Origin of the sequence: Actinomyces stomatis, assembly GCF_031292835.1 — a bacterium.
Taxonomy (GTDB): domain Bacteria; phylum Actinomycetota; class Actinomycetes; order Actinomycetales; family Actinomycetaceae; genus Actinomyces; species Actinomyces stomatis.
On record NZ_JASPEP010000031.1, the window covers coordinates 1 to 15,283 of the forward strand.

The following is a 15,283-nucleotide window of genomic DNA, read 5'->3' on the forward strand; positions in this document are numbered from 1 at the left end:
GACCAGCGGCGCTGCCTGGAGGCGCGCGGGACCCGGCCGAGCGTCACCGCCCGCGCCGCCGCACTCCTCGTGCGGGCCAAGGAGGCCGAGGACGCCTCCGAGGACGTCAACACTGCCCGCGCCGCTCTGACCCAGGCTCGCAGTGCCCTGGCCGACCTGGCCACGGCGCTGAAGGAGGAGGGCTTCACCGATACGGCCCAGGCAACAGCGGCCCTCATGGAGCGAGGCGCTATGGAGACCCTGTCGGCAAGCGTGCACGCCGCGGCCACCGCCCGGGAGCGGGTCCGTATGGGGCTGGAGGACCCGCAGATCGCCGCCTTGAGCGGCCAGGAGGAGGACCGCCTCGAGGATGCCTCCGCTGAGCTCGCACGAGCGGACGCCGCCGCCAGGCAGGCCGCCTCCCTCCAGGCGCGCACCGCCGAGTCCCACGAGCACCTGCGCCGGGCGGTCGACGGCGTCGAGCAGGCGGCCGTCGCCTACGAGGAGGCGGCCGGCTCCAGCGCCGACCTCATCCGGGTAGCCTCGCTCGCCCGTGGGGAGAACGAGGCCGGCACACCCCTGGCCACCTGGGTGCTGCAGGCCCGTTTCGAGGAGGTCCTCGTCTTCGCCAACGAGCGCCTGTCCCAGATGTCCTCCGGACGCTACGAGCTCATCCGGGTCGCCGAGGAGGCCGGCCAGCGCCGGCGCCGCAAAGGGCTGGGACTGGCCGTCGTCGACCACCTCGGTGACGAACGCACCCGGGACCCCCGGACCCTCTCGGGCGGGGAGACCTTCTATGTCTCCCTGTCACTGGCCCTCGCCCTGGCCGACGTCGTCTCAGCCGAGTCCGGGGGCGTGAGCCTGGAGACCCTCTTCATCGACGAGGGCTTCGGCACCTTGGACGCCGACACTCTCCAGACGGTCATGGCCGAGATCGACCACCTGCGCGCCGGCGGGCGCACGGTCGGCATCGTCTCCCACGTGGCCGAGCTGCGCGGCCAGATCGCGGAGCGCATCGCAGTGCGGCGCGTCGCCTCGGGTGGGTCCACCCTGAGGGTGACCGCCTGAGACGACGCGCCGCGAACGCGTCCTCCTCACCGGTGCCGTCCCAGCGGCCGGCACCGGTCCGCCGTCCTAGTAGACGCCGGAGGAGGACTCAATCGTGATGGTGGGATCGCCGGAGCCCTCCGGCAGCTCCACCTTCCCCGAGAAGGTGAACTTCGCCTTGCGGGAGCTGGGGTTCTTGTCGAAGGCCGACGGCTTGGGCGAACCGGAGATGTTGATCTCGTCGGACTTGAAGGACAGGTCGGTACTGTCCTCGGAGAACTCCACCTTCGTGGCGTCCTTGTCCACCGACAACGAGGTCATGTCCGTGGAGGTCTCGAAGGGGCAGAGCTTGTCCGTGTTCGTCGGAACCGTCGCGCAGGACTTCGTCTGCTCCTTGACCTTCTCCAAGGCCTTGGTCTTCAGCTCATCGGTAGGAGTGGCCTCCACCTTCTGGCTGCCCGCCGTTTCAAAGGACGAGTTCGCACTCGCGCCTGAGGGAATCAGCGTGAGCGAGGACTCCTTCACGGTCAGATACTTGCTGACGGAGTCCGAGGCCGCCACCGGATAGACACCCGGGTAGGCGTACTGGGCCGAGGTACGAGTCCCACCCCACCCACTGTCGTCCTTAGCCAGGTCGACGGCGACCCCGCCGACCTTCAGCCCGGGAAGCGTGGAGGAGCTGAAATCCGTGGAGACCACGAGGGCCTTGTCCACCTTCCAAGTCTCCAGCCCGAAGGAGCCGGAGCTCTTCGAGGCGGTGAAGCTGTACTCGAAGGCCTTTCCGTTCAGGGACAGGTGAGCCTTGATCGTGGCGGAGTTACCGGAGATCGTGGGCTCGTCGATCTTGGAGACCTTGATCCTCGCCGTGGCGGCCTTCATGGCCTCGTCGGTCAACAGCTTGCGCTGGTCATTGGGAACGCCCGGGTCCACCATCTTGGTGGCCTCGGCGGCCTTGCCCTCCGACAGGAGCGTCAGGTAGCTCTCGACCGCCTTGTCGGGCCCGCGCATGCCGTTGACGACGTTGAGCGCGACGACGCCGACCACGACCAGCGCCACCACGACACCGGCCACAGTCAGCCCCAGGACGACCTTGCGGCGCGAGGCCGCGTTCATCGGGGCGGGCTCGGGCAAGGCGCCCGTCCCGCCCGCAGCGACTGCGCCGTCGACGCCGGGAACTGGGGCCGGGGCCTGTGACGCGGGTATGGTCTCCGTCCACTGGCCGGTCGCCGGATCCACCGAGAAGACCGCACCGGTGGCCGTGTCCGTGGCGGTACTGGCCCCGGTGACCGGGTCGGTGCCGTAAACCCACTGCTGGGCCGACGTCGTCGGCTGACTGCCGGAGGTACCCGCACGCCAGGCCGCGCTGGCCTTCTTCCCACCGGCCAGCTGCAGCACTGCCGGGAAGGTGGAGTAGATCCACATGGGGAGCAGCTCCGCCAGAACGGAGATGATCGCCACCACGATCCCGAACATGAAGAAGGTCAGAGCGTTGGGCTGGATGCCGTAGGAGAGCTGGCGAGCGGCCTCGCCGTCCGAGGAGCGCAGCGGAGCGTCGGTGCCTGAGAAGTGCAGTGGGAGCAGGCCGTAGAAGACGATCGCCCCCAGGACGAGCGACACGAGCGGGAGCGGCCAGACTCGCACCCACTCGGCCCGCCCAGTGCGAGCACGCCTGACGCCCACGCGCACCGCCGCCGCCACGATGGCGATGATCATGGCCACGAACAACAGGATCGACCAGCTGCCGAACCAGGTCCAGGCGTAGGCGTCGCCGCCCTTCTCGCCGCCCAGGGACGGCATGTAGTAGGCCAGGTCCATGGCCTGAGCGGTGTCCGCGGTCAGGCCGCCCAGGGAGCCGAGTCCCAGAGCGATCAGCACCAGGTTGGGCAGCAGAACCGGGAGCAGGAGGATCGAGGCGAACCCCCATCCTCGAGTGAGCGCCGCCGCGATATAGGCGACGATGACGAAGACTCCCAGAACCACACCGAGCGCGACGCTCAAGGCTCCCAGCTCACGGCCGGCCTGCACCACCTGACCCGGCAGGCGCTCGAGCAGGGGCCCGCCGCTGCGGGCCACCACCAGTGCCGCGAAGACCACGACAGTCACCAGCAGGATCGTCATCAGCGGGGAGGACGAGACCACGACCCGCTCCAGCCCCAGCATCTTGATGCTCAGGGAGAAGGGGGCCGTGACCAGGCAGGACAGTAGCGCCACCGCGAAGGCCTCGGCTCCGGCCCTCGCCAGCGTCGGAACGAGCGGGGCCGCCGATCCGTCAACTGCAACGCGACGTCGGGCCAGCACGTAGACCCCGATACCGGCGGCGGTCAGTGCCCCCATCGGAAGTAACGTGAAGGTCAGGGTGACGGTCTCATAGGAGGTTGAGCCCGTCATGGCGAACTGCCCGCCCAGGCTCCAGCCCATGAGCAGCGGCAGCATGGAGAAGGTCGTCGGGAACGTGTCCGTCGTGTCCATGGTCGTGATGGCCACGAGCGTGAGGATCGCGCTGATGGCCGCAGATCCGAGCACGACCGCCAGCGTCAGGCCCGTGGAGGTCAGACCCGGAGCGCGGAGCCACGCGGTGAAGGTCTGTGCCAGGGGCGAGGGCTGCCCGACCTGCTGAGGCGGCCCGACCTGCTGAGGCTGCGCGAACCCGCCTGGTGCCTGGGGCATTGGCTCTCCCGGAGCAGGCGCGGCGACAGGGGCACCCACGGCCTGAGGGGCGGCCACGGGCTCGACGCCAGCGGCCTGTGCCGGGGGCGGAGGAACCTCGGTCACGCCCGGCGGGGCCGCGACCGCACCCGGCGGTGGTGCCGGAGCAGCAGCGGGTGGCGGTGCCGGCGCGGCAACCGGAGGTTCAGACACGGAGGCACCCGGCGGCGGCGGAACCGGAATTGCGGGGAAGCTGCCGGTCTCTGGCCCAGATGTCATCGGGGGTGGAGGCGCAGGAGCGTCACCGGCGCTGTGTGAGGATTCAGGAGGAAAACTACTGTTAGACACAGGGCTGCCTTCGATAGGGATTCGAACAGGGCAGTTCTACCCCATCAAAACCAGCCACACATCTATTTCGTGACCCGGTCTTGACATGAGACCCCGCTGCCCACAGCCGAGCATCGACGCGGCCACGATCAATGCGCCGAACGTCCTACCGCCTTCTGTCTACCCTTCACCGCCGGCCTGCTCACCGTCTCCCTGCTGGCCATCGCCGCCTTCCTGGCCAGTGCCGTCCTGGGAGCCGTCCTGAGTGCCGTCCTGCTGGTCGCCGGGCTGCTGGTCGCCACCCTGCGAGTCAGCTCCCTGCGGGTCGACGCCCTGCTCGGCTGCCTTCTGCTTGACCGTGTTGAGGATGCTGACGAGGTCGTCCCGCCCGGGGAAGGACACTCCTGACTGCAGGGTGTTGAGGACCTGGTCGATGTCGCCGGTCTTGATCTGGCCGGCAAAGTTCTCCGCCTCAGCCATGGTCTGCGTCTTGAGGACACCGGCTCCGTAGTAGACGCCCGCAGCGGTCGCCGCCAGGGGCAGGAACAGCGCGGCCAGAAGCAGCAGTGCCGCCGGAGCCTTCGGCTTCGCCCGGGCCAGGGCCGTGCACGCGACGAAGAAGGCGATGAAGGCCAGTACCGCTCCACCGCCGACCGCGCCGATCGCGGTCCAGTTCGGGGTCCAGGACCGGCTCGAGATGATCTCGAAGACATGAAGCGTGGTCAGCAACGTATACGTGCCCCATCCCAGGAGCCCGGAGGCCGCCAGCACCATGATCGTCCCCACCGGCAGCGCGGCGGTACGACGGCGCTCTGGCGGGCGAGGAAGCGCCACTGGGCGCTCCGGCTCGGGCTCGTTCCAGGTCTCCTGCACCGGGCCCCGCGAGGCCGCCGGCCGAGCGGGCTCGGGGTTGACGTAGACCGGCTGGACCGGCTCAGCCGGGTAGGTAGCCTGCATCGGCATGGCCATCGTCTGCGGCGCCGCCTGCATCGGCTGGAGGACCTGGGTGTACTGGCTGCGCTGGTCGGGTGAGGCGGCCAGCTGCGGGGTCGACGTCGACGGCGGCAGGTAGCCCCAGCCTTCGCCCCCGGGCGGCATGGCGATCGCCTCCGTCGCTCCCGCCTGCGCCTCGGCCTGAGCGAGGTCGATCCGCTCGGTCGGCCGTCCACGGTCAACATGGTCGACGCGGTCGACAGCCGCATCACCCTCGGCGTCGTCGTCGAACTGCGGCCCACGGGAGAGAGGACGGGACACGATGAGGCTCCTTGCCACGGGGGGGGGTATCGATTGGGTCTCTACGCCCCCGAGGCTACGCCACCGACGGCGTAGGCACGAGGAGCCTCAGGTCCTCGTGCGGTGACTCACCGCATGTTGTCTCGCACCACGAGCGCCGAACGAGGGGCCAGGACCACATGGCCCGTACACGCCTCACCGCTCAGCAGGTCGGTGCCCACGATTCCGGCCACCTCGGCGGCCCGGTCACCGTGGTTGAGCAGGAAGAGGATCTCTCCGCGCCGCTGGGCCTCAACGCCGTCGGGCAGGTCGGCCACGACCGGCCGCACCCGGGCGTGCGCGCACACGAGTCTCAGCAGGGCTGCTCGGCTGAGGGCGTCGAGGTCGGCGGCCACGTACCAGCCCGCCCCTGCACCTTCAGCCACCCGCCGGGTGATGGCGGGCCGTCCGACCAGGTCCGTTCCCCCACCACGGCCGTCGAAAACCGCCACGATCTCAACCGTCTCCCGCCTCTGCCCGGCTTGCGCATCCTCGGGTGCGTCGTCGATACGGACCTCCTCGGCCCAGCCGCCGGCGCGCAGATCGGGGGCCGGTGAGCCCATCCGATCCAGGACCCGGCACAGGGACTCGCTGATGGCCTCCAGCCCTGTCCAGGTCTCTGAGCCGGGAGTCCCGACGGCGCGGCTGAGGCGGTTGACGAGCGCGCCCCGGGGATCGGACTGCCCGACCGGGCCGGTCAGGGCGGCGTGATCGGTGACCCGTACCCCGAGCAGCGGTCGCAGGGATCCCAGGTAGCCGCCCAGGACGGCGCCCGCGTTGGGGTCAACGACCCCGGTGGGGCCGGCCACGACGACCTGGGCACCCGCGGCGACCGCCTGCTCCAGGTGCCCGGCGAGCTCGGGACGGTCGATGAACACGGCCGGGACCACGACGAGGCGATAGCCGTCCAGCCTCCGGCCCACCGGGACGATGTCGGTGGTGATCCCGGCCTCCCACAGGCTGCGGTGCCAGGCGCGGGCCGCCTCGAAGCGCTCACCGACCTCGACCGGGCCGATGGCTGTGCTCAGGGCCCACTGGCTCTCCCAGTCCAGGACGACGGCCGCATCGGCCCGCACCGGCTCCCCCAGGACCGGTCCGAGCCGTTTGAGCGCCTGCCCGGTGGCCACGGCCTCCTCCCAGGTGCGGCTGTCGCGCCCGGCGTGGGGGACCATGCCGGAGTGGAAGGTCTCGGCGCCTTGGCGGGACTGGCGCCACTGGAACTGCAGGACGCCGTCGGCGCCGTGGGCCACGCGGGCCAGGGACCACAGGAGGAGCTGGCCGGGGCGCTTGGGCGAGTTGCGCCTGCGCCACTGGACGGCGCTGGGCGCCTGCTCCATGAGGATCCAGGGGCGCCCGCCGGCCAGGCCCCGCATGAGGTCACCGGCCCAGGCGACCTCGTGGGCGGCGGCCGGGTCGGCGGGGTCGGGGTAGGAGTCGTCGGAGACGATGTCGAGGGACTCGGCCCAGCGCCAGTAGTCGGTGGCCGGGAAGTCGCCCATGAAGTTGGTGGTCACCGGCCGCGTCGAGCGCTCCCGCAGGATGCGGGCCTCGGCCTCCATGAGGCTGCGCAGCTGATGGTCGCTGAAGCGCCTCCAGTCCAGCACCTGGGCGGGGTTGGGGAAGGTGGGCATGGCGGCGGGCGGGGCGACCTGCTCCAGGCTCGTGTAGCGCTGGGACCAGAAGTCAGTGCCCCAGGCGGCGTTGAGGCGCTCGACGTCGCCGTAGCGCTCGGCCAGCCAGGCTCTGAAGGCCTGGGCGCAGGCGGGGCAGAAGCACTCGGCGATGTGGCAGCCGTACTCGTTGCCGATGTGCCACATGACGACGCCCGCGTGGTCGCCCAGGCGCTCGGCCAGCGCCGCGGCCAGGGCGGCGGAGCGCTCCCGGTAGACGGTGGAGCTGGGGCAGTACTGCTGGCGCGAGCCCAGGCCCAGGCGCACGCCGTCGGCGTTCATCGGCAGGGACTCGGGGTGGTCGGTGGCCATCCAGGCGGGCGGGGTGGCAGTGGCGGTGGCCAGGTCGACGGCGATACCGGCGTCGCGAAGACGGTCAACGATCTCCACCAGCCAGTCGAGCTCGTAGACGCCCTCGCGCGGCTCGAGGCGCGCCCAGGAGAAGATGCCTAGGGAGACCAGGTTGACGCCGGCCTCGGCCATGAGCTCGAGGTCCGTGGCGAAGGTTGCCTCGTCCCACTGCTCGGGGTTGTAGTCGCCGCCGTAGGCGGGGCTGGTCAGTCCCAGCAGCTCGTGCGGGGCGAGGCGGGGCGTGGCGACACCCGGTGTCTGCTCGGGCCGGGGAGTGGAGGCTGAGGGCGAGGGACTCGTCATGAGGGCGATTCTCCCCCACCTCTCCCCTACCCTGTGCACCGCGGGCGCCCGGGTCGGCGGGTCCGGGTGGGCTCAGCTGATCGTCGAGCGCGAGCTCGTCAGCCAGGCCAGCGGCACCGTGGTGAGGAAGAGCCCCTGCCACTCGCGCTCCCACAGCAGGGCGATGTCGCCGCTGGGCAGCTGGGCCATGCACTGGTAGACATAGTGGCGCGGGTTGATGACCCGGTTGTGGGGCCAGGTGGAGCCGTCGTCCTTGCTGAGCCGTAGGACGCCGCACCCGCGGAAGGGCAGCATCCGGGAGGCGTTGGCGAAGACGATCCCCCGGCCGTCGGCGACGCCGGCGTCTGCCGCTGCGCACTCCAGGCCGGTGACAGCGATGGCGTTGGGCTGGGAGAAGATCTCGGGGAGCTGCTCGTCGTAGTCGACCTCGCCCCAGGTGACGCCCCCGTCGTGGGAGACGGCGTGAGCGACCCTGCCCGAGGGGTGCTGGTTGCGGGCCCACACGTGCACGGCGCCGTCGGATCCTTCGACGAGGACGGACTCGTACAGGCTGGCCCGCTCGTCGGCGAGGTCACGGGAGGAGACGACGGAGCCCAGGACCTCGCGCCCGTCGTTGGGTGAGGCGCCCAGGGTCCAAGTGGCCCCGCCGTCGTCGGAGTAGATGGCGGCGCAGGACAGGTAGCCGGTGCCGCCGGCCTCGTGGCTGTAGTAGACGGGCACGAGGATGCGTCCGGCGTGCTCCGGCGCGGTCAGCTGGATGGCGTTGCCGGGGCCGGTGCCCAGGAAGCACATCCAGTCGGCCTTGACCTGGGCGGTGATGTCGATCGGCTGAGACCAGGTGGCGCCGTCGTCGTCAGAGGTGATCATGAGCAGGTGGGAGCCGCGGTGCTGGAAGAGGCACGCTTCGGGGGCCTGCTCGTGGGCGAGGTAGATGCTGCCGGCCGCCCGGCCGCCGAGGAGCACGTCACCTGCGCGGGCCTCGGCTGCATCGTCGTCACTCAGGACGATGCGGTAGTCGGTGGCCTCACCTGAGGCGGTGAGGACGCTGCCGTCGGGCTCGACGGCGAACAGCTCGCCGTCGCGGTTGTGCAGCACGCGGCGCCCCAGCTCGTCGAAGCCGGTGCCGACGACGGCGTTGGGCTGGCCGATGCCGCCGGGGAACTGGTCGACCAGGCAGATGACGCGTCCGCTGGAGCGGTCCTGGACCAGGACGGAGTCGATGAGGCTGGCGCCCAGCGCCCCGGTGCCCGGGAGGCTGAGCAGGGTGCGCATCTCCTCCCAGGTGGCGCCGCCGTCGAGGCTGCGGCGCATGACGAGGTTGATGTCGTTGGGGGCGTCGTTGGGGATCGAGACGCGCTGGTCGGCGCCGGCCAGGATGACGCCGCTGTCCAGGGCGAGCAGGGAGGGGATCCGGTAGGACTCGGCGCCGTGGTAGCCGGTGTCGAACAGGGCGCGCGTGGGCAGCGGGGCAGCCCCGGCCAGGCGCTTGATCTGGGCGTCGGTGAGGGCGGCGTCGTAGACCATGGCGGTCTGCGCCTCGCCGAAGAGGCGCTTGCCGTCCAGGTCGGCCCCCACCACGACGCGCGTCACCGGCGCGATGTCGGCCAGGAAGGCGCTGCCGGGGGTGAGGGCGACCTGGTAGCCGTCGACGTGGATCTCCACCGCGCCGCGGGCCGAGGTGACCACGACGTCGTGCCAGGTCCCGTCGTCCCAGTGGCCCGGGGCGCACGCCTCGAGGAGGGGCTCGCCCTCGGGCGAGTCCTCACCGGGAAGCACACGGTAGGTCAGGCCTCCCGCGTCGATGTCGAGGTGGAGAGTGCCTCCCTGGCCGTCCGCGGCGATGATGGTGCCGGCCTGGCCGCGGCCACGGGTGCGGAACAACGCCCGGATGGAGCCGTTGGCCAGGGAGCCGGTACGGCGGGCGTCGCGGGCGGAGAGCTCACTGGCCGCGAACTGGACCAGCGGGGTGGCGGCCAGGGACTGGGCCATGACGGCGCGGTCGCTGAGCGGCTCGGCCCAGGCGGCCAGGCGGGTGACCGCGGCGATCCCGTCGGGGTCGATCACAACGTCGGTCAGTCCGATCTGGGTGAGGAAGGCCGGCAGCGTCGTGGAGAAGCACTCGTAGCCGTCGGCGTAGAGGTGGGTGCCGGTCCCGTTGACGGTCAAGGCGATCGTGTGGGGGCGGCCGTCATCGAGACCCAGGGCGTCCTCGGCATCGAGTACCCGCCGCTGGGTCCCTCCCTCGTCCCCCGCTTCGGGGTCGGCCTCCGGAAGGCCGCCGGCACCGAGGACCTGCTCGCCGTCGAGGCGGCCTGCGCGCAGGGACAGCGTGATCCGTCCGTTGGTGCCGGTGAGCACGATGAGGGTGGCGTCGGCCCGGGCGGCGACATCGAGAAGAATCGTGCCGTGCCCGCAGGCGGCCAGGGCGGCGACATCGTGCTCGCTGAGGCTCAGGGGGGAGGTCTCGGATGCGGTGAGATCGAAGATCATGGGGACGTCCTTCATGCCGGCATCAGCTCTCCACCGGCGTTGTGCGACCGGCAGTGCCGTGCGCGACGGTGCGTCACCGCACATCCAGTCATATGATGTCTGATGTATCGCGCACTGTAGCACGATCCCAGAACCTCAAGGAGACCACATGTCCACCACCTCAGAGAATCGGTCTGAGAATCCCGCTGAGCCCCGCACCGTACCCTTCGTTGTCGGCGCCTACCCCATGCTTCCACCGCACGACGAGGACCGCCGCGGAGCCGCCGACCTGTACGCCGCCCTGGGCGACCTCGGTTGGGTCGACGGCATCGAGCTCCCCTTCCGGGAGGCCCTGGACGCACCCGAGCCGTGGCTGGCCGAGCAGCTGGCGGGGCGCTTCCACCAGTGCGTGGTCACGGCGATCCCGGGAACCATGGGGCGCGCCGGGGCCGACCCCGTCTTCGGGCTGGCATCGCCCGACGACGACGGACGCGCTCAGGCGCTGGCCTACACCCGCTCACTGCTGGAGGCCGTCGACCGCCTGCACGAGGCTGCGGGCGAGCAGCTCGTCACCCGGGTGGAGCTGCACTCGGCGCCGCACCACCAGGCGACCCCCGACGCCTTCCACGCCTCCTTGAGCGAGCTGAGCGAGGACTTCACCTCCCGTGACCTGGGGATGATCGTGGAGCACTGCGACGCCGAGGGCGGCGTGGGCCCCTCGGAGAAGGCCTTCCTCCCGCTGAGCCAGGAGATCGCCGCCTGCCGGGACACTGCGGCACTCATCACCGTCAACTGGGGCCGTTCAGTCATCGAGACCCACGACCCGGCCACCCCGGAGAGCCACGTGCGCGAGCTCGTTGAGGCCGGCCGGCTGGGCGGCGTCATGATCTCCGGCGCCGGCCCCGAGGAGACGCAGTGGGCCTGGGCGTGGGCTGACGCGCACCTGCCACTGTCCGAGCACGAGCCGACCAGCTGGCTCACCCCGGAGCGGGTGGCCGCCACGATGCGGGCCGCCGGGGGCTCGCAGGTCTATGAGGGCCTCAAGATCAACACCCCGGCTCGCGCCTCCCTGGAGGACAAGCTCGCCTGGGTGCGCCGCGTGCGCGAGACCATGCTCACCGCCTGAGTCCAGCTCCTCCCCGCTCGGCCTCATACGACGTTCGGCCCGCTCCCCTGCTGGGGAGCGGGCCGAACGCTATGAGAGCCTCAGGCCGCGTGGGCCCGGTGGGGGCTCGATCAGAACTCGACGTCCTCGCTGCTGGAGAAGCCGGTACGGAAGTCGTCGGAGAAGTCCGCACGCAGGTCTCCGCCGAAGTGGAAGTCGTCCAGGGCGACGGACTCGCCGAAGACGCCGTCTCCCAGGTCCACGCGGGAGAAGACCTCGGCCTTGACCTCCTCGGTGGGCTCGACCTCGATGTCCGAGTAGCGGGCCAGGCCCGTACCGGCGGGGATGAGCTTACCGAGGATGACGTTCTCCTTGAGGCCCAGCAGCGGGTCGGACTTGCCGTTCATGGCGGCCTCGGTGAGCACGCGCGTGGTCTCCTGGAAGGAGGCGGCACTCAGCCAGGAGTCCGTGGCCAGCGAGGCCTTGGTGATTCCCATGAGCTCGGTACGGCCGGTGGCGGTCTTGCCGCCCTCGGCCATGACCCGACGGTTCTCGGCGCGATAGTGCATGACATCCACGAGGTCGCCCTGGAGGAGGCGGGTGTCCCCGGAGTCCAGCACGGTCACGCGGCGCAGCATCTGGCGCACGATGACCTCGATGTGCTTGGAGTGGATGTCCACGCCCTGGGAGCGGTAGACCTCCTGGACCTCCTCGACGAGGTGGCGCTGGGTGGCGGCCACTGAGCGCAGGCGCAGGACCTTCTTGGGGTCGACCGGCCCCTCGGTGAGGGCCTGGCCGGGCTCGACGTGGTCGCCGTCGTTCACCAGCAGGCGCTGACGGCGCGAGACCGGGACGATGACGTCCTCCTCGCCGTCATCGCGGGTGATGACCAGGCGCTTGCCGTCGGCGTCGTCCTCGATCTTGAGGGTGCCGGCGGCCTCGGCCACGGCGGCCTCGCCCTTGGGGGTGCGGGCCTCGAAGAGCTCCTGCACACGGGGCAGACCCTGGGTGATGTCGGCGGCGCCGGCCGCACCACCGGTGTGGAAGGTACGCATGGTCAGCTGCGTGCCGGGCTCACCGATGGACTGGGCGGCGATGATGCCGACGGCCTCACCGATGTCGACGCGCTTACCGGTGGCCAGCGAGCGGCCGTAGCAGGCGGCGCAGGTGCCGACGTTGGAGTCGCAGGTGAGCACGGAGCGGACCGTGATCTCCTCGATGCCCGCGTCGATGGCGGCCCGGATCTCGGCGTCACCCAGGTCGGCGCCGGCCTCGATGATGAGGTTGCCCTCGGCGTCTATGGCGTCGCGCGCCAGGGTGGTGCCGAACACGGTGGTGCCCAGGATCTCCGAGGGCTCCTTGATGCGCTCGTCGCCGGCGTCGATCCAGGAGAAGATCCGCTTGGTCAGGCCCTTGCGGGTGCCGCAGTCCTCCTCGCGGACGATGACGTCCTGGGAGACGTCGACCAGACGACGCGTGAGGTAGCCGGAGTCGGCGGTACGCAGCGCCGTGTCGGCCAGGCCCTTACGGGCGCCGTGGGTGGCGATGAAGTACTCCAGGACGCTCAGGCCCTCGCGGTAGTTCGACTTGATCGGGCGCTCGATGAGGCGCTGCTTGGGGTCGGCCACCAGTCCACGCATACCGGCGAGCTGGCGGATCTGGTCCCAGTTGCCTCGGGCCCCGGAGACCACCATCTGGTAGACGGTGTTGCGCTGGGGGAAGTTCTCACGCATCGCCTCGGCGACCTCGGCGGTGGCCTTGGTCCAGATGTCGATGAGCGAGGCGTAGCGGTCGTCCTCGGTGAGGGCACCGAGCTCGAACTGCTCCTCGATCTCAGCGGCCTCGTTCTCGTAGCGGACGAGGATCTCCTGCTTGGCCTCCGGGGAGACGACGTCGGCGAAGGCGACGGTGATACCGGACCAGGTGGACCAGTAGAAGCCGTTGGCCTTGAGGGCGTCCAGGGAGGCGGCGACCTCGACGCGCGAGTAGTTCTCCGCCAGGGCGTTGACGATGTTGCCCAGCTGCTTCTTGTCCACGACGTAGTTGACGTAGGGGAAGGTCTCGGGCAGCGAGGTGTTGAACAGGGCCCGGCCCAGCGAGGTACGCAGGGTGATCGGGTCGCCCTCGCTCCAGTCCTCGGGCGGCTGCCAGCCCTCGGGCGCGGCGATGCCCTCCTCGAAGCGGATGTCGCAGGCGGCGTTGACGTGGAGCTTGCCGAAGTCGTAGGCCATGACCGCCTCAGCGAAGGAGGAGAAGGCCGGGACGATCTCGTTGCCCTCGGCGTCGCGCTCGACCTCGACCGCCGGGTCGGGGTCGGAGGTGAGGTAGTAGGTGCCGATGATCATGTCCTGGCTGGGCATGGTCACGGGGCGCCCGTCGGAGGGCTTGAGGATGTTGTTGGAGGACAGCATGAGGATGCGGGCCTCGGCCTGTGCCTCGGCGCCCAGCGGCAGGTGGACGGCCATCTGGTCGCCGTCGAAGTCGGCGTTGAAGGCGCCGCACACGAGCGGGTGCAGCTGGATGGCCTTGCCCTCGATGAGCTGGGGCTCGAACGCCTGGATGCCCAAGCGGTGCAGGGTGGGGGCGCGGTTGAGCAGCACAGGGTGCTCGCGGATGACCTCGGCCAGGACGTCCCAGACCTTGGGGTTGGCGCGCTCGACCATGCGCTTGGCGGCCTTGACGTTCTGGGCCTCCTTGAGCTCGACGAGCCGCTTCATGACGAAGGGCTTGAACAGCTCCAGGGCCATCTGGCTGGGCAGACCGCACTGGTGGAGCTTGAGCTGGGGTCCGACGACGATGACGCTACGGCCGGAGTAGTCCACGCGCTTGCCCAGGAGGTTCTGACGGAAGCGGCCCTGCTTGCCCTTGAGCATGTCGGACAGGGACTTCAGCGGGCGGTTGCCAACGCCGGTGACCGGGCGGCCGCGGCGGCCGTTGTCGAACAGGGCGTCGACGGCGTCCTGAAGCATGCGCTTCTCGTTGTTGACGATGATCGTCGGGGCGCCCAGGTCCATGAGCCGCTTGAGGCGGTTGTTGCGGTTGATGACACGGCGGTAGAGGTCGTTGAGGTCGCTGGTGGCGAAGCGGCCACCGTCGAGCTGGACCATGGGGCGCAGGTCCGGCGGGATGACCGGGATGTTGTCCAGGACCATCGACTCCGGGGCGGTGCTCGTCATGCGGAAGGCGTTGACGACCTTGAGGCGCTTGATGGCGCGGGTCTTGCGCTGGCCGGTGCCGTTCTCGACGATCTCGGCCAGGGCGGAGGCCTCGGCCTCGAGGTCGAAGCTGCGCAGGCGGGCCTGGATGGCCTCGGCGCCCATGGAGCCCTTGAAGTAGATGCCGTAGTCGGCGACCATGTCGCGGTAAAGGACCTCGTCACCCTCCAGGTCACCGACCTTGAGGCTCACGAAGCGGTCCCACACCTTGTCCATGTGCTCCAGGGCGCGCTGGTTCCGGCGGCGCATGGCCGTGATCTCACGCTCGGCGGTCTTGCGGAGCTTGTCGCGCTGGGATGCCTCGGCACCCTCGGACTCGAGCTGGGCGAGGTCCTCCTCGAGGCGCTGCTGGCGCGCCTCGACCTCGGCCTGGCCGGATTCCTCGAGGTGCTTCTTCTTGACCTCCAGCTCGTTGCGCAGCGAGGGCAGGTCGTCGTGACGGCCCTCCTCGTCAACCTCGGTGACCATGTAGGCCGCGAAGTAGATGACCTTCTCCAGGTCCTTGGGCGCGAGGTTGAGCAGGTAGCCCAGGCGCGAGGGGACGCCCTTGAAGTACCAGATGTGGGTGACCGGCGCGGCGAGCTTGATGTGGGCCATGCGCTCGCGACGCACCTTGGAGCGAGTGACCTCGACTCCGCAGCGCTCGCAGACGATCCCCTTGTAGCGCACGCGCTTGTACTTGCCGCAGGCGCACTCCCAGTCGCGGGTGGGGCCGAAGATCTTCTCGCAGAAGAGGCCGTCCTTCTCGGGCTTGAGGGTGCGGTAGTTGATGGTCTCGGGCTTCTTGACCTCGCCGTGGGACCACGAGCGAATGTCCTCCGCGGTGGCGAGGCCGAGCTGGATCCTGTCGAACACGTTGGCGTCGAGCACAGTTCCTACTTCCGATGGTGAATCTCATC

Annotated in this window: 7 protein-coding genes; 2 read left to right on the plus strand and 5 right to left on the minus strand. The window is 70.2% G+C overall.

All coding sequences use genetic code 11. The features are described 5' to 3' along the window. The coding region (locus RIV12_RS12005) for an SbcC/MukB-like Walker B domain-containing protein (protein WP_309324163.1) at nucleotides 1-1,047 on the plus strand (1,047 nt) is incomplete at its 5' end. 66 nt (nucleotides 1,048-1,113) lie between these two features. On the opposite strand, the gene RIV12_RS12010 is transcribed toward RIV12_RS12005, so the two are convergent. The 4 genes from RIV12_RS12010 to RIV12_RS12025 all read right to left on the minus strand — a co-directional run bounded on the left by RIV12_RS12010 (nucleotide 1,114) and on the right by RIV12_RS12025 (nucleotide 10,085). Further along, on the minus strand, nucleotides 1,114-3,693 hold the full coding sequence (locus RIV12_RS12010) for a hypothetical protein (protein ID WP_309324165.1): 2,580 nt from the start codon (nucleotides 3,691-3,693) through the stop codon (nucleotides 1,114-1,116). Nucleotides 3,694-4,179: 486 nt separating this feature from the next. After that, entirely contained in the window at nucleotides 4,180-5,253 is a 1,074-nt protein-coding gene (locus RIV12_RS12015; RefSeq protein WP_309324167.1) for a hypothetical protein, read from the minus strand. A gap of 107 nt (nucleotides 5,254-5,360) precedes the next feature. Then, nucleotides 5,361-7,595 (minus strand): beta-galactosidase, encoded by a 2,235-nt coding sequence (locus RIV12_RS12020; RefSeq protein ID WP_309324169.1) that lies wholly within the window; start codon nucleotides 7,593-7,595, stop codon nucleotides 5,361-5,363. A 72-nt stretch (nucleotides 7,596-7,667) separates the two neighbouring features. Continuing rightward, complete coding sequence (locus tag RIV12_RS12025; RefSeq protein WP_309324170.1) at nucleotides 7,668-10,085, minus strand: sialidase family protein; 2,418 nt, start codon at nucleotides 10,083-10,085, stop codon at nucleotides 7,668-7,670. Nucleotides 10,086-10,233: 148 nt separating this feature from the next. Between RIV12_RS12025 and RIV12_RS12030 the strand changes: the two genes are divergently transcribed. Beyond that, nucleotides 10,234-11,190, plus strand: coding sequence for a DUF4862 family protein (locus tag RIV12_RS12030; protein WP_309324172.1), 957 nt, complete (start codon nucleotides 10,234-10,236; stop codon nucleotides 11,188-11,190). Between the two features lie 110 nt (nucleotides 11,191-11,300). On the opposite strand, the gene RIV12_RS12035 is transcribed toward RIV12_RS12030, so the two are convergent. Then, nucleotides 11,301-15,254 (minus strand): DNA-directed RNA polymerase subunit beta', encoded by a 3,954-nt coding sequence (locus RIV12_RS12035; protein ID WP_309324174.1) that lies wholly within the window; start codon nucleotides 15,252-15,254, stop codon nucleotides 11,301-11,303. Nucleotides 15,255-15,283 lie beyond the last annotated feature (29 nt).